A 15,783-nucleotide genomic window follows, 5' to 3' on the forward strand; every position below is an offset into this window, starting at 1 on the left:
AGCGCGTAGACTTTTTCAAATGATAATTGTTATTATTTGCGCGAACTGAATTTCTTGGGAGATATCCAATGGAAAATTGGCAGCAATACATTGTAGCGGGCGATCAAGCATTTCAGCACTGTGAAAACCATGTAGCGATTAGCTGTTATAAACAAGCCTCTGCCTGTGCGCGCCAGCAGTTAGGCTGTTGGTATGATACGCAAGCGGTTTTGTCGGCCTTAGTCTCTAGTGATTTAAAAGTTGTGGAAGCGCAATGCCGACTAGAGTGTTTTGAAGAAGCGGTAGAAACCTACTCCTCGTTGAGCTTGGAATTGCGTAAAATTCAATGCCATGTTGAACCCAGCAATCCAATTTCGGTAGTGATTACTCAAGCGATTAATCGAGTCAAAGAAGAGTTTATTAATCTCACCAAGGTGTATGCTTATGACATTTTATCTGCGTCAAGGTGTACGTGATTGTCGCTTAAATAACGTGAAAATCCGATATAATGTATCTAAGTCTGTTAAATTAATAGAGCGTTTTTTGAGTCAAATACAGTTTTATAGTCATTAATATTCCTAATTAAACCGCTATCCCAAATGGGATATGACGGGCTTTATGTAAAGGTCAAATATAGATAGCTACTAATCATCTGCTTAGTGCTGTTGCGTATTTAATTAAAAATCATAAAGCAAATAGGAACTCTCATGAAGACAATAAAAACGTTCAAAAAAGTCCTCCTCGTTTCCCTTCTTCCATGTGCTCTAGCGTCTACACAGAGCATCGCTGCCAATGTTGTTGACCCTTTAGTAGCAAATGTTGGTCCTGAATCAGATGTTCCTGTCGCCGTGCAAACGCTGCGTTGGCACATGTTAGACCGAGACGTTAACTCTCTTTCCTTCCGCTCTATGGATACATTATTTGATACGCGACAGGTTGGACGGTCAGGCGATATTTCTAAGCTGGTGAAAACCGAACAACCGATGGACTTAACCTATGAGTATAACGGCGAGACGTATAGCGCTGATGAGTTCCTAGATCGAACCTATACAAACGCATTGTTGGTGATGAAAGACGGTAAAATTGTCTACGAGAACTATCTTAATAATATGCGTCCGGATACTCGACACATGGGCTGGTCAATGACCAAATCCATTACGTCGGTGTTAGTGGGCATTGCTCATGAAGAAGGACGCATTGAATCGTTAGATCAGCCGATTACGGATTACATTCCAGAGCTTTCTGACAGTGGTTACGCAGGCGTTACCATTCGCCAAGTCCTAGAGATGACGTCTGGCGTCGATTACGAAGAACGTTATGATTTCGCTAATCCGGGCGTTGCAGCTAAAAACCACATATTAGCCTTAGTTAAAAATGTGGCACGCTTTGCGGATGCTTCCACCTCCCTTGAACGTAAGTACGAGCCAGGCACCGTTTCCGAATATAAAACCATCGATACAGCTGTATTGGGTTGGCTGTTAGAGCGTGTATTAGGTGGTACTAATGTCGCCTCTTATGCGGCTCAAAAACTATGGGAACCAATGGGTGCGCAGCAAAACGGTTTCTTTATCATGGATGGAGAGCCAGGAGTAGGCCGTGAATTCACCGGAGCTGGTTTTAACGCTACGTTGCGTGACTGGGCGCGTTTTGGACAGATGGTGCTAAACGAAGGTGAATTTAATGGTCACCGTATTGTGAGTGCAGATTACATCAAAAAATCGACCAATCCGGTCTTACCAGAAGATGACAAAATGGGCGGCTATGGATACCAGTGGTGGACCATGCCTAATTCAAATGCCTTCTCAGCGATTGGTCTGCAAGGGCAGTTTGTATACATCGATCCAGATACCGATACCGTGATTGTGAAATTGAGTTACTTCCCACAAGAAGAGATGTTCGATCTAGAAGAAGAGACGCTTACTTTCTTTGATAAAGTCTCTAACTGGCAGACTCACTAAGGCACCTTTAAGTATCAACAACGGAGGCATACTATGACTATTTCTAAAGTGTTGAGACTGTGGTGTGTGATGGCGCTGACAGTAACGGCTTTTAACGCTGCCGCAGAGGTGGTACGTCCTACTTTAGATACGTTACCTAAAGCAGAAACCCCAGAGCTTGAATTGGTGCTTGAAGGCATCGTTGATTTAGGTGAATGGATTGAAGTGGGTGAAACCGCCAAAGGCTTGCGTGGTATTGCACCCATTACTGGGGGTGAATTCCAAGGCCGTAATGGCTTCAAAGCGACAGTAAAACCGGGTGGGGCAGATTGGCAGTTAGCTCGAACGGACGGTGTTTGGGAGATTTTTGCTTTGTACTCCATTACCACTGATGACGGTGTCAATATCGTGATTGATAACCGTGGTGTGGCAGTTAATAAGAGTGATGACCCTAAGCTACCTGCTGACGAATGGTATATTGCGACCAATCCAACATTCCTTGCGCCCGATGGCAAATACAGTTGGCTTAAACAGTCGCAGTTTGCCGGCACGGTAGTTGCTGCAAAAGATGAAAGCTATGTAATTGTTCGAGTGTACGAGATCTTGCAATAGCGATTGGGCATACATTTAAGAGCAACCAAAAGGCTTCTATTTAGAAGCCTTTTTTTATAGCTGATGTCTTCATAGAGCGGATTTCAAACCGACTTAAAGTGGTGTTTGCAATCATTATTAGAAGAAATTATAAAATGATCTTATTGGTTTTAATGTGTAAGGTATTCTTATAAATATATACCTCGGAGTGGGTATTGGTTTCTTAAGTTCATAAGGAATAGTCTAACCGTACGAAGTTTGATCAATCGGGGTGGATATGCAATACGAAGAAGACAATCAGCTCTTTGCTGATATATATCGCTGTATCACAGCGCCTTCTCATTGGGTTTCTGTTCTGGATCAAGTAAAAGCCCGTATGAACGTCGCCAGTGTGGCGATACAGGTCATCAAAAAACAATACAGTGGAACCGTTGACCTGCAATGGGAAGCACGCGATTCCTTTTCCCTTGAGCATTCAGCATTGCATGACAAGTGGGTGAACAATGCGGATAACCCAAGGCTGTTGATAGAAGTAAACCAGCCTCTACAAGTAGTTCGCGATGTTGATGTGTTTAAAGAGGACTGCCCTGTTTTTCGAGGCTTCCTAAAACGACTGGCTTTAGCTGGGCTTGGCAAAGCCATCATGCTTGATATCGTGCTGCCGAATGATACTTTGCTGTCACTCATTGCTCATCGACATAGTAACGATGACCAACCTTATGATTCGGATATTGAGCAATTTTTATATGCTTTGGCTCCGCATCTATCGCAAGCTTTAGAAATATCACAAGCTTTCAAAAACAATCTCTGTCAGCAGCATTTGTTAGAGAGTATTGTTGACCATATCTCCATGGGACTGTTGCTTATTGATGAAAAAGGCGGCGTTCTCTGGGAAAGCCAAGCCGCTGAAAAAATGATTCGAAGCAGTGCTGTTATGACACTGCACAATCAACATTTACGCTTTTTAAATACCAGTGTTAACCACTCGTTTCGAGATATCTTATCTCGTCTCACAGAGCAATCTAGCGGCTTTGAACGTCACATTTTGGTTGTTAGAGAAGAATGCACCAGTGCCTTAGAAATTATGCTGACGCCTTTCCATAATAAGGGCGCATTGCCTTATGCATTGGTGTATTTAAAAGACATGCAATCCGCCACGTCAATCGATCCAAAAGAAGTGCAAATACTATTCTCCCTAACCCCTGCGGAAGCGAACATTGCCGTGGCTTTGGCGGATGGGCTAACGCTGTCCGAGTATGCTGACATTAAGGGTATCTCAATTGGTACGACACGCATTCAGTTGAAAAGTGTGTTTGCGAAAATGGGCATAAATCGTCAGGCTGAGTTGGTTCGTAAACTGTATTCGTCAGTATCCATCCCAATACAATAGCCGTCCATTTGAAATAGACAGTGGTATTCAGGTGCATAGTATTGCTGCTGATCCAAGTCTTTAGGCTTGTGATACGACTTTAAGACGCCATTCCCCTGTTTAGTTGTTGGCTAAACGAATATCTAGCCCTGTTAATCAGCAGGCAGCTGCACTTTCTCCGACATTAAGAGGACAGGCCAGTAAACGACCACATTTGATATAAATCTGGCGTATATTGTCCGTCTGTTTGAAAGTGAACTCGGTAGAATCGGGTTTACGATGTTAATGGGAGTTAGGAGGGCACATGGAATTCAATATAAAGCTTATTTTTAGTGTTATTGCCATTGCTTTGGCTTTGGTTGGCTTTGTGCCTTACATTGCTTTGATCATTCGGGGAAAGGTAAAGCCTCACGTGTTTTCATGGGTGATTTGGGGCATTACTACGACGGTTATTTTCTTTGCCCAGTTGGAAGCCGAGGGCGGTGTTGGTGCTTGGCCGATAGGGCTGTCAGGCTTTGTCACTATTTTGATTGCGATCTTAGCCTACTTAAAGCGAGGCGATGCAACGATCACACGAATGGATTGGGGTTTCTTAATTGCAGCCTTTGCCTCCTTGCCATTGTGGTACCTTACTAATGATCCATTATGGACGGTCGTTATTCTGACAACCATTGATATGATTGGGTTTGGTCCAACCTTCCGCAAAGCTTACCACCGACCTTTTGAAGACAGTCGAGTGTTTTTCATCATTATGATCTTACGGAACGTGTGTTCTGTCATTGCTCTTGAGGCGTACTCTGTGACGACAGTCCTGTTTCCGTTCTGCTTAGCAGTTGGTTTCTTGATTCTATTAATTATCTTGCAATATCGCCGTATTGCTCTGACACAGCAAGCCGCTTAAACCTAAAAGCAGGCCTATCATACGACGGTGTTGTTCGCTTTACGCTTAGGCGCTCAGTGTTATTTAGCTTTGCTTAAATAACGTCTTTCTGGGCGCCCAACACTGCCGTAGCTGACTTCGGCAATTAGGTCACCGCGGCTGACGAGATATTCAAGGTAACGGCGTGCGGTGGTTCGACTGGCGTTGATTTCTTTGCCCATATCCTCTGCATTAAGCGACGCTTTAGTGTCGTTCACCACTTCAATAACCTTGTTTAGGGTGAGCGAGTCGATGCCTTTTGGAAGGTGTTGTACGGCCGGCGCTGGAGCAGCTTGGCCGTTTCGCGGCAGTAATTGGTCGACATCCACTTGTGCTAAGGTTTCCATCGCACGCAGCTTCGCAAGGTGTGTGGCATAGTTCGTCAAAGCTTCTTTTAAACGCTCGAATACAAGGGGTTTGAGTATGTAATCGAAGATGCCGCCACGTAAAGCCGCTCTTAGGGTGTCCGTTTCGCGGGCGGCCGTGATGAGTATGACATCGGTTGAGCTGTCTTCCGAACGGATATCTCGCAGTAGATCTAGCCCTGTACCTGTTGGAAAGTGCACATCCAGCAACAACAGTTCCGGCTTTAATACGTCAATCAGGTCGCGGGCTTCGTCGAGGCCATGTGCAATGCCAACCAGTTCAAACCCATCAATGCGCTCTAGAAAGCGTTTTTGAATTTCTGCGATCTGTGGGTCATCTTCAGCGATAACCACGCGTATGTTAGAACTCATGAACTCTCTCCCATCGTTTTTGCTGGATCGGTAGACGGTGTGTGTTTTGGTATATAAACAGTAAAGCGGCTGCCTTCCTGATCGCCGGGGTCAATTGTGACATAGCCACCAATTCGAGTGAGAAGGCTGTAGACTAAATGTAGTCCTATTCCATGCCCGGACTCTTGCTTAGAAGAAACGCCTTTTTCAAATATACGCTCCTGTTCAGCAAGAGGTACTCCAGCCCCTTGATCTTCAATTTCAAAGATTAGATCGTTGCCTAAATCTGTCATGGTCAAACTGACTTCGCCGCTTGTGCCTTGATGTGCGAGAGTCGCCTCAAAAGCGTTATCCAGCAGGTTGCCAATGATGCTAACCAAGTGCTCACGTGGTATACGGGACGGAATGTCAGTCATATGACTGTCTGGATCAATGCTCAAGGTGAGCCCAAGCTCATGGGCTCTATTATACTTTCCTAATAAGCAACCTGCCAAAATAGGATCGGGCACGGCAGCCACAAGTAGCTTGATCAGTGCTTGATGATTAGCCGTTTCTTGACCAATAAGGGTCAAAGCTTCGTTGGTTGCGCCGATTTGGATTAGCCCTGCAATCGTATGAAGTTTGTTTGAATATTCATGGGTTTGGCTACGTAAACTGTCTGCATATTGCTTGATCCGGGTGAGTTTTCGGCTGACCATATCGAGCTCATCTTTGGGTCTAAAGCTTGAGACCACACCAATTATTTTTCCATCTTGTCGAACGGGTAATCGGTTGGTAATCAGACACAAATCTCCCAACCAAAACTCTTGGTCGAATTGTGGCTCGCCATCGTTTAAAACTTCAATGAGTAGACTGTCGGGTAGCACATCTTGAATGGGCTTACCCAATAATAGGGACTTGTCGGACAGATTAAGCGTATTGACTGCTGCTTGGTTAAAGGTGGTTATGAGTCCTTCGGCGTTGATCGATATAATACCTTCACGAATGGATTCAAGGGTCGCGTTGCGTTCCTCAAATAACAATCCAATTTGCTCAGGCTCCAGTCCGAAAATAGCGCGCTTAAAATGATTGGAAAACCACACCGCGGTGAGAATACTGAATAAAAAGGCACACAAGATCACCCCCCATAAAGTGGTTCGATACCGGGCAATGATGGTATCGACGGTGTCGAGCATAAAACCCACTGACACAATGCCGACCACATGTTCACCCGCTTGATCAAAAATAGGGGCTTTGCCACGAATCGACGCGCCTAAGCTGCCAATCGCTTTGCGTACATAGGGGAGACCTTCTAATAAAGCAGGTTCGTTGAAGTCACCTTCATCATCGTACATCGGCTTGCCGATACGCGTCGGGGTAGGGTGAGCCAAACGGATGCCAAGGCGATCACCAATGACGACAAACCGAGCGTGAGTGGTGTCTGCAAGCTTTAAGCTTAAGGGTTGTAAATACTCGGTGTTGCCTTGCTCAACTGCGTTAATGATTTCTGGCATCGCGGCGATGGTTTTGGCCACATTGAGTGCGCGCTCAGCGACTTGCTCTTCCAATGATTCGCTTAGATAGTTCAGAGCAAACACGCCCACAAAACCCGTTTGTAGTAACGCGATCATTCCGAGAATTAGGGTCATGCGGGTTTTCAGCTTTAAACCACGTAAACCTTTAGCCATATCAATGTTGCTCTTTTTTTATTCTATGATAACGAAGTTTGTTTCAAAGATAACCCAGTTCGTTTAAACGCTTGCGTGAACTTAATGAACAAAATGCATTTAAAGGACCATATAGCCTTTAAGTGCATAATATTTTTTCTTGCGAAATTGGTGACTATATTTGGCTTTCTCAATACAAATATAAAAATGAGGCACAATATGATCTCCAAACTTCTTGCTCGTAAGAAATCTACTTTATTAGCTGCTGCGATTGCGTCTACCCTGTGTATGGGCAATGCTTATGCAGAAGTCGATGAAATCCATTTCCTTATCCCTGGCGGCGCCGGCGGCGGTTGGGACGGTACAGCTCGTGGTGTGGGTGAAGCCCTAACCAAGTCTGGTTTGATTGAAAGCGCCTCATACGAAAACCTATCTGGCGGCGGTGGCGGTAAAGCAATCGCAAGCCTAATCGAAAAAGCAGATCAAAGTCACGACACGTTAATGGTGAACTCTACACCTATCGTGATTCGTTCTTTGACAAAAGTATTCCCGCAATCTTTCCGTGACCTAACGCCTGTTGCCGCGGTTATTGGTGACTACGGCGCATTTGTTGTACCAAAAGACTCTAAATACCAAACATTCAAAGATGTTGTTGCTGACTTCCAAGAAGACCCTCGCTCTGTTGCGATTGCGGGCGGCTCTGCTCGTGGTAGCATGGACCACTTAGTCGCAGCGATGGCCTTTAAGGCTGCGGGTGGCGATGCTCGTAAACTGAAATACGTAGCATACGATGCAGGTGGTAAAGCGATGGCTGGTATCCTATCTGGCGATGCACAAGTATTGTCTACAGGTTTCAGTGAAGCGATTGCTCTAGCGGAAGCGGGAGAAGTTCGTATTCTAGCCATCACAGGTGATACTCGTTCAGTGACAGCGCCTGAAGTACCGACGCTACAAGAACTTGGTTACGATGCATCATTCGTTAACTGGCGTGGTTTCTTCGGTGCGCCAGGTCTACCTGACGCAGAAGCAGACGAATACGCAGCGGCGCTTGAAAAAATGTACGCAACTGAAGAGTGGGCAACAGTACGTGACCGTAACGGTTGGACTGAAATCTTCGTTCCACGTAAGGACTTTGTGTCTTTCCTAGAAGCACAAGAAGTCTCTGTAGGTAACCTAATGCGTGAGCTTGGTTTCCTAAGATAAGAATCGCACGCTCGTAGCGATTTTCTCGGGGCTTCAAACACTCTACCCCCTTTGAAGCCCCTTATTTCCTATGATACTAGATAGGCGGACATCTGGACCGTCGAAGGTGAGCCCAATGATTATTACTAAGGATCATATTGGCGGTTTGGTATTTCTGTGCCTGTCTGCTGCCTATGGTTACTACACAGGTGACATTTCAATGTTACCTGGTGATGAATACCAACCCTTCAATGCGCAAACGTTACCCAATATATTAGCCTATTTAGGCGGTATTCTGTCGATTGCCTTGATCTTAACCGCGAGCCGTGACCCAGGTGATCGCTTATCCCTTAAAGGATACGACTTCCCAATCGTGGTCAAATTATTGGTGCTGGTTATCCTTTTCAGTGTTGCGCTGGAGTGGGTAGGGTTCTTGTTATCTACCATTTTATTCTTGATTGGTGGTTATTGGCTGTTGGGCGAGCGTCGAGTGAAAATATTGCTTATCGCATCGATTCCGTTTGCCGTCTTTATTTGGTTTGCGCTCTCTCAGTTACTCGATATTTATCTAGCCCCTGGGCGTTTATTTACCACGATGTTCGGAGGGTAAAACAATGTTAGAAGGTATATTTACAGGCCTTGGCACAGCGATAATGCCATTTAATATAATGATGGTGGTAGTCGGCTGTTTCGCCGGTACGTTCATCGGTATGTTACCAGGTCTTGGGCCGATTTCTGCGGTCGCACTGATGATACCAATCACGTATGGTCTTGACCCAGCATCGGGTATTATCTTGATGGCGGGTGTGTATTACGGTGCGGTGTTTGGTGGTTCGACATCCTCTATTTTGATTAATGCCCCCGGCTGTGCCAGTACGGTGGTGACGTCGTTTGACGGCTACCCATTAGCGCAAAAAGGCCAAGCGGGTAAAGCGCTGGCATTGGCTGCTTACTGTTCGTTCACCGGCGGTACGATCGGTGCCATCATTTTGTTATTTGCCGCGCCAGCACTGGCCAAAGTGTCATTGAGTTTCCAGTCAGGCGATTACTTTGCCTTGATGGTAATGGGTTTGACCGCGGTCGCTGCATTTTCTGGTAAAGGTCAGGTGATCAAGGCCATGATCATGGTGGTTTTCGGTTTGATGATCTCGACGGTCGGTATCGACACCATGACCGGAGCGCCTCGTTTTACATTCGGCACGATTGATCTATTAGATGGTGTGAGTTTCTTATTGTTGGCGATGGCGACCTTCGCGTTAACAGAAGTGATTATGTCCATCATGAAACGTCAGCATTTGGAAGAAGAGCCTGAAATCGATATGGCTGCGTTAGGCAGCATGAAGCTTAGCAAAGAAGAAGTGAAAGAAGTTGCGCCAACCGTCGCTCGATCTTCTGTGTTTGGTTTCATCATCGGTGTACTACCGGGTGCTGGTGCGACCATTGCGTCTTTCTTAGCGTATGGTATGGAGCGTAACTTTGCGTCAGCAAAAGAAAAGCTGAAGTTTGGTAAAGGTGCATTACGTGGTCTAGCAGCACCAGAAACAGCCAATAATGCAGCGTCTACAGGGTCGTTTGTACCACTGCTTACCTTGGGTATTCCGGGCTCTGGTACGACGGCAATCATGCTGGGTGCGCTAATTGCGGCGGGTGTACAGCCTGGTCCACGTTTGTTCGTTGATAATCCAGACGTATTCTGGTCTGTAATCATTTCAATGTACTTCGGTAACTTGGTACTGTTGATCCTGAACTTACCTCTGATCCCATACATCTCACGATTGTTAGCGATTCCACGTCAAATACTGATTCCGTTGATCTTATTCTTCTCGGTCACGGGCGTTTATTTGGTGAGTTTTAATACCTTTGATATTCAAATGATGGTGTTTATTACCGTGATTGCATTGTTCTTAAAACTGCTTGAATTCCCAATGGCACCGATGTTGCTAGGTTACATACTGGGCGGCATCATGGAACAAAACCTAAGTCGTTCATTGGTCATGTCTGATGGTAGCTTAGACTTCATCTGGGAACGTCCACTTACGTTAACGATCATTGTGATTGCTTTCATCTTGTTAATTATGCCTTTGATCAGCAAACTGTTTGAATCAAGAGCCAAACGAGGCATGGAAGAGGCTGTGAATAAAGGGGAAGGTGGCTAGTTCACACTATAACTAGCCCTAGAAAAACAAAGCCAGCTTAACGCTGGCTTTTTTTGTTCCTAGAAATTGCTAAAGCATCGCCAAGGCTTCTTCATTAGGCCGTTGCAGTAAAAGAGTTGGTTTGCTTAACAATCAATTCGCAAAGATGCTTGAGTTGCGATGCTGCAGATTGATTATCTATCTCAAGATAGAGCGGCCAGCCACAGTTAATCCGTAGGCAATCATTGTAGTCAGGATGGGTGCTGAAACATTGGCCTTGGCGAAAGTCGATACCGTGAGTCTCGGCTTGTTGTACCAGATCATGACTGTTCAACATTGGAATACGTAACCAAAGTACGATCCCTCCTTGCGGGGCGCTGATTTGAGCTTCTTTGGGTAAATGCTCACTCAGAAACTGTCGATACTGATTGATCTGATGCTGCAGCACTGGACGAACCTGATGGATATGGCGGCGGTAGTCTCCACACAAGATAAACTCAGCAATGCACGCCTGCACAAGGCTGTTTACGCCCATGCTGGTTTGGCTGTGGTGATGTAAGAATGGCTCAAAGTAGCGGCCGGGTAAACACCAACCCAATCTCAGGCCCGGTGCCAATGTCTTGGAAATCGAACTGCACCACAAAATGTAACCTTCCTTATCCCAATACTTTGCCGGCAGCGGCTTGTCCTTGTGGTGACTTAACTCAAAGTAGACATCGTCCTCAATAATCGGCATCTGATATTGCGCGGCTAGCTGCGCGATGGCTTGCTTTTGCTCTGTTGGCAGCGTGATACCAAGCGGGTTTAAATGTGTAGTGCTGAGTAGGGCTGCGGTGACTTTTCGCTCGGAAAAACACGTTTCGAGTGCGGCAAGGTCGATGCCTTCATGCGTCACGGGGATTTCAATAATACGTCTCTTTAACGTGGTCAAAAGATCCAGCAAACCACTGAAACAGGGCGAGCATACGGCGATGGTATCGCCTGCGTTGGTTAGACATTCCAAAGCGATGCGTACTGAATCCAAGCAGGAGTTAGTGATTACTAACTCCTGCGCAGAAAACGCAAAATGGCTGTCTAAGAAGTGCTCCGACAAAGCTAGGCGTAAACTGGCCACACCTTGTAATTCGGGATAACTGAAAATTGTTTGGCTGGCACGACGTGTCACGCGCTTAATGGTACGGCTGAGTTCGACTTCTGGTAATAAAGCTGGCGCGAGCAACGAAGTTCCGAGCGGTGTAAAGCCCGTTAATCCTGAGTTATAGCCTTGTTTGGGGGCGAATTGACGGGGGTCTCGTGATGTTAAACGGGGGTGTTTGAGTGTGGGGAACTCGGCGACTTCGCTGCGACTGGCAACAAAATAGCCGGCCTGCGGGCGTGCATAAATCCAGCCACCATCCTGTAAGTAGTCGTAGGCTTTACCCGCGGTCGTTAGGCTAACGCCTTGCTGTTGCGCAAGCTGACGCAAAGCAGGCAGACGAGAGCCAATAGGTAAGCGCTCACTTACAATGTCATCAATAAAGGTTTGAGCTAACGATTCGTACAGTGTCATCATGCTTACCTGTTCATGTCATCAATCGATTTTCTAAAATTGTACTCTTATTTTTATTAAAAATTGAATCTGATCTCTTTGCAAGTCTGTCGGCATACTAAGTGCTTACCAACCTGCAAAGAGGACAAGGATATGACTCGACAAGATAGCCTGTTACTGGTGCTGCTGATGGCGCTTTGGGGCTTTAACTTCAGTGTGATTAAGCTCGGTGTGAACAACATCGATCCATTTTTATTAACAGCATTACGCTTTAGCTTAGCGGTCTTACCATTGATCTTCTTCGTACGCCGCCCCAATGTGCCATGGCGTTACTTAATGACCTATGGGTTGACCTTCGGAGTTGGTGTTTGGGGTCTGACCACATTGTCCGTTGGCGCAGGACTGAGCGGCGGTTTGGCCTCGTTATTATTAGACATGAGCGTCATCAGTAGCTTGTTAGTGGGTCGTTACTTACTCAAAGAACACGTCACTGTCAGCAAAGTGCTTGGCTCGCTGTTGGCCTTGCTAGGACTTGGCCTGATTATCTGGCACCAAGACGGCACCGTCACACCGCTGGGGTTGGCGCTGGTATTGAGTGCCTCAGTATTTTGGAGCATCAATGGCTTAATCGTGAAACGCTCCGGAACACGCGAAGTCTTTGCGTTTAATATCTGGGGCATGGCGTTCGCACCGATCCCATTGTTGTTACTGGCATTGATCGTCAGCGGCCCTGCATCCGTGATGCAATCTATTGCCGACATCAACGGCTCGGTACTGTTCTCGGCCGCCTTCCAAGCGTACCCAACCACGCTTTTAGGTTACTGGTTCTGGAACAAAATGATCGTCAAATACTCCGTCTCCAGCGTCGCCCCCATGACACTGCTGGTACCTGTATTTGCCCTCATCGGCGGCTATATCTTCTTCGGAGAAAGCCTTGATGTGGTACAAGCCATCGCGGCAGTGGTGATCTTGTTGGGTGTCGCCGTAAGCGAAATTAAGTTACCAGCAAGAACCGAGATCGCGAAGGTCAGTTAATAGGAGAGGAGTAGATCCATTACATTCGTTAAACTTAAGCTCTGTTCCATGCGTTTGATTGGTGCTGACGCGTCGATGCTGAGGAACGAAGCAAGACAATGCGCAAGCCAATTGAATGGCATGGAACATCGCCTACAAAGAGGGTTCTGCTATGTTCATACTCGCTCTTCTTCACGCAGTGTCAGCACTTCATAGCCCGATTCTGTCACCAAAATTGTATGTTCCCACTGGGCTGATAACTTGCGATCGGCGGTCACTACCGTCCAACCGTCTTTCTTGGTTTTGGTCTTGGCGCGGCCTTGATTGATCATGGGTTCAATCGTAAAGGTCATGCCGGCTTGAAGCGCTAACCCTTGGCCTGGACGACCCATGTGCATGACTTGTGGAGCTTCGTGCATTTCGCGCCCGATGCCGTGACCACAGTATTCCTGCACTACGCTGTATTGATGGGCGTGAGCATGGCTGGCGATGGCGTGACCAATGTCCCCCAGTGTGGCCCCAGGCTTGACCTGTTTAATGCCTTGCCACATAGCTTCATAGGTGGCTTTGACCAAGCGACGTGCCTCTGGTCCTGCATTGGGCATCACGTACATCTTGCTGGAGTCGGCGATAAAACCGTTCTTTTCCAACGTGATGTCCAGATTGATGGTATCCCTAGGGTGCAGGGCGTAATGCTCTTTGGGTAGACCATGGCAGACGACTTCGTTGACGGACGCATTCAACACGTACGGGTAATCGTATTGCCCTAGGCTGGCTGGGCGTGCATTGAGCTCATGACGAATATAACGTTCGACTTCGTCGTTGATTGCCATGGTGGTGACGTCTTCTTTAACGAAGGTATCCAGGTGCTTAAACACCTGTGCTAGCAAGCGTCCCGCTTCCCGCATTAATTCGATTTCGTCGGGTGTTTTGATGAAAACTGCATCAGTCATGCGATGGCCTGCACGGTATCATCTTGTTCACCTTCAGCAAGATCTGCTTTATCCAGTTCCATTTGAATGATTTCAGCGAAACTCAGTGTTGGGTTGCGTTCAGCAAGACGTCCCATCTTGATCCAGAACTCAGCTTGCGCATTAATAGAGCGTGACATGACGGTCGCTGAGCGGCGCACATCATCGTGTACTTGATCTGAAATTTTGATAATTCCCATACTATGAACCATATATAAAATGTATATGGTTCATAGTATAGGATTTGTCTGATAGAAAAAAGCGAAAGTTAAGGCCACAGTGCGATGGCTTGGGGAAGTTACTCCTGACTCTGACAAGCCAGCATGGCTTTTTCGAGTTGCTCCCAATCCAGTTCTTTAGAGCTGATGATTTCGATGCGTGAATCCCGGCGGTAGGCCACTTTGTCGAAGTCGTGTTCGTCTTTTACGCGGTTAAAGAACACCCATGCATGGCCGATGCGGATCACGCCTTTGATACGTTCAATGTCGTCCAGTTCTGTTAGGATTTTTTCCAGAGCCCAGAAGTCGAAGCAGTCGTCGCGGTGAAAGATCCAGCCGCAGCTAAATAAACCACTGCCGTTACCTGTTTTGCGTATCGGTTGGTTCGGTTCCGCGACGGCCTCTGGCGTGGTTTCCTGAGCTGGGTGATGGTCGTGGTGATGATGCTCATGACCGTGATCATGATGGTGTGCTTCCGGAAATTGGGCTTTCAATTGGCCATTGCGTACTAGGTCGAGCAGGAATGGGTCAATCACGCCTTTGGTAGTGCGGGCGATGTGCTGCTTGGGTGGAAACATATTGCTCAAACTGGTTTCAGCTAGCTCGATCAGGTCCGTTTCCGCAATGTCACATTTATTGATCATGACAACGTCAGCAAGGTTAAGCTGGTCATGGAATGTTTCATTGTTGACTACTTCTTCGAGTTGCAGTGAACGCGGGTCTAATATGCAAACCGTGGCGCGTAGATCGAGTTTGTCTTTAAAAGCAGGTCCCATCAGTGTGTCGATGATGCCTTCAGGGTGGCCGATGCCGGTAGGCTCGATGATCAAACGGTCTGGATTGGCGTGTTCGATTAACGCTTTTAACGTTGGGGTCAGAGAGGCACCTAAGGCACAGCAGATACAGCCGCCGGCCATTTCTTTTACGAACAGGCCTTCTTCAGTGGGCATCATTTCTTGGTCGATACCGACTTGACCAAATTCATTGACCAGCACCGCCCAAGACTCGCCGTCCGGTTTGTTTGCCAAGAGTGCATTAATGGCTGTGGTTTTACCGACACCAAGAAAACCAGAGATGATGTTGGTCGGGATGGCTTTGGGTTGCTCGTTCATAGTTGCTCTTTGATGTTGGAAAATATGTTATATTATAACTATTAAATGTGGTCATCACAGTATAGAAAAATGATAGCTAAATAGATCATTATGACGACCTAGACTATGACGCCTATTCTGATAGAACTCCGTTACGAGTTCTTCACCTAAAACGCCACTTTAGCGATTCATATCTTACTCTTCAAACTCTCCGCTATAGAATCAGTCGCTTTACCTCGTCTCAATCATTATAATCAAATGATAATAATTGAACGTTTAAGGCTGCCTAATGGAAAGCAAAACTGCCCGTTTTACTGTATTGCTCGACCCGCGTAAGAAAAAGGCGTTCGAGAAGCTGTGCGCGTCGCAAGACTTAACACCATCCCAAGTGGTACGTCAGTTGATGCGTGGTTATTTAGAAGATCACGACGTGGATTACCTAAACGAAACGCTAGAAGACGAATCGAAGAAAGGTTAACGTCGTAAA

Annotated in this window: 16 protein-coding genes; 10 read left to right on the forward strand and 6 right to left on the reverse strand. The window is 46.5% G+C overall.

Translation table 11 applies throughout. The annotated features are described in order from the left end of the window. Positions 1–68 precede the first annotated feature (68 nt). The 5 genes from AYW75_RS00650 to AYW75_RS00670 all read left to right on the forward strand — a co-directional run bounded on the left by AYW75_RS00650 (position 69) and on the right by AYW75_RS00670 (position 4,777). Positions 69–455 (forward strand): hypothetical protein, encoded by a 387-nt coding sequence (locus AYW75_RS00650; RefSeq protein ID WP_067093952.1) that lies wholly within the window; start codon positions 69–71, stop codon positions 453–455. Between the two features lie 231 nt (positions 456–686). Beyond that, positions 687–1,937: a serine hydrolase domain-containing protein gene (locus tag AYW75_RS00655; protein ID WP_067093955.1), complete on the forward strand. Its 1,251-nt coding sequence runs from the start codon at positions 687–689 to the stop codon at positions 1,935–1,937. A 33-nt stretch (positions 1,938–1,970) separates the two neighbouring features. Continuing rightward, positions 1,971–2,528, forward strand: coding sequence for a DUF3237 family protein (locus AYW75_RS00660; protein WP_082856326.1), 558 nt, complete (start codon positions 1,971–1,973; stop codon positions 2,526–2,528). A gap of 256 nt (positions 2,529–2,784) precedes the next feature. Further along, positions 2,785–3,897, forward strand: a complete 1,113-nt coding sequence (locus tag AYW75_RS00665; protein WP_067093958.1) for a helix-turn-helix domain-containing protein — start codon at positions 2,785–2,787, stop codon at positions 3,895–3,897. A 283-nt stretch (positions 3,898–4,180) separates the two neighbouring features. Next, positions 4,181–4,777 (forward strand): hypothetical protein, encoded by a 597-nt coding sequence (locus tag AYW75_RS00670; RefSeq protein WP_067093961.1) that lies wholly within the window; start codon positions 4,181–4,183, stop codon positions 4,775–4,777. 59 nt (positions 4,778–4,836) lie between these two features. Here the strand turns inward: AYW75_RS00670 and AYW75_RS00675 are convergent, their stop codons facing one another. Continuing rightward, complete coding sequence (locus AYW75_RS00675; RefSeq protein WP_067093963.1) at positions 4,837–5,532, reverse strand: response regulator; 696 nt, start codon at positions 5,530–5,532, stop codon at positions 4,837–4,839. Then, a complete protein-coding gene (locus AYW75_RS00680; RefSeq protein WP_067093966.1) occupies positions 5,529–7,178 on the reverse strand; it encodes an ATP-binding protein in 1,650 nt (549 codons plus the stop codon). The genes AYW75_RS00675 and AYW75_RS00680 overlap by 4 nt, the downstream gene beginning before the upstream one ends. A 198-nt stretch (positions 7,179–7,376) precedes the next feature. Here AYW75_RS00680 and AYW75_RS00685 point away from each other — a divergent pair, with 198 nt between their 5' ends. The 3 genes from AYW75_RS00685 to AYW75_RS00695 all read left to right on the forward strand — a co-directional run bounded on the left by AYW75_RS00685 (position 7,377) and on the right by AYW75_RS00695 (position 10,495). Then, positions 7,377–8,360: a tripartite tricarboxylate transporter substrate binding protein gene (locus AYW75_RS00685; protein ID WP_067093969.1), complete on the forward strand. Its 984-nt coding sequence runs from the start codon at positions 7,377–7,379 to the stop codon at positions 8,358–8,360. Positions 8,361–8,475: 115 nt separating this feature from the next. Next, the gene (locus AYW75_RS00690; RefSeq protein ID WP_067093972.1) at positions 8,476–8,949 is read left to right on the forward strand and encodes a tripartite tricarboxylate transporter TctB family protein; all 474 of its coding nucleotides are present in this window, start codon (positions 8,476–8,478) and stop codon (positions 8,947–8,949) included. A gap of 4 nt (positions 8,950–8,953) precedes the next feature. Next, complete coding sequence (locus AYW75_RS00695) at positions 8,954–10,495, forward strand: tripartite tricarboxylate transporter permease (protein WP_067093975.1); 1,542 nt, start codon at positions 8,954–8,956, stop codon at positions 10,493–10,495. Between the two features lie 94 nt (positions 10,496–10,589). Here AYW75_RS00695 and AYW75_RS00700 read toward each other — a convergent pair whose 3' ends face one another. Continuing rightward, positions 10,590–12,026, reverse strand: coding sequence for an aminotransferase-like domain-containing protein (locus AYW75_RS00700; RefSeq protein WP_231886116.1), 1,437 nt, complete (start codon positions 12,024–12,026; stop codon positions 10,590–10,592). 129 nt (positions 12,027–12,155) lie between these two features. Here AYW75_RS00700 and AYW75_RS00705 point away from each other — a divergent pair, with 129 nt between their 5' ends. After that, positions 12,156–13,037: an EamA family transporter gene (locus AYW75_RS00705; protein ID WP_067093981.1), complete on the forward strand. Its 882-nt coding sequence runs from the start codon at positions 12,156–12,158 to the stop codon at positions 13,035–13,037. 155 nt (positions 13,038–13,192) lie between these two features. On the opposite strand, the gene map is transcribed toward AYW75_RS00705, so the two are convergent. The 3 genes from map to AYW75_RS00720 form a co-directional block, all read right to left on the reverse strand. Further along, positions 13,193–13,969, reverse strand: a complete 777-nt coding sequence (map, locus tag AYW75_RS00710; protein WP_067093984.1) for a type I methionyl aminopeptidase — start codon at positions 13,967–13,969, stop codon at positions 13,193–13,195. Then, positions 13,966–14,187: a ParD-like family protein gene (locus AYW75_RS00715; RefSeq protein ID WP_067093987.1), complete on the reverse strand. Its 222-nt coding sequence runs from the start codon at positions 14,185–14,187 to the stop codon at positions 13,966–13,968. Before AYW75_RS00715 ends, map begins: the two co-directional genes overlap by 4 nt. 98 nt (positions 14,188–14,285) lie before the next feature. After that, positions 14,286–15,317 carry a CobW family GTP-binding protein gene (locus AYW75_RS00720; protein ID WP_067093990.1) on the reverse strand — a complete coding sequence of 344 codons (1,032 nt, stop codon included), beginning with the start codon at positions 15,315–15,317 and terminating at the stop codon, positions 14,286–14,288. A gap of 268 nt (positions 15,318–15,585) precedes the next feature. On the opposite strand from AYW75_RS00720, the gene AYW75_RS00725 reads away from it, so the two are divergent. Then, a complete protein-coding gene (locus AYW75_RS00725; RefSeq protein ID WP_067093993.1) occupies positions 15,586–15,774 on the forward strand; it encodes a CopG family transcriptional regulator in 189 nt (62 codons plus the stop codon). Positions 15,775–15,783: the final 9 nt, after the last annotated feature.

Source organism: Marinomonas atlantica (genome assembly GCF_001639725.1).
In the GTDB taxonomy this organism is placed as follows: Bacteria; Pseudomonadota; Gammaproteobacteria; order Pseudomonadales; family Marinomonadaceae; genus Marinomonas; species Marinomonas atlantica.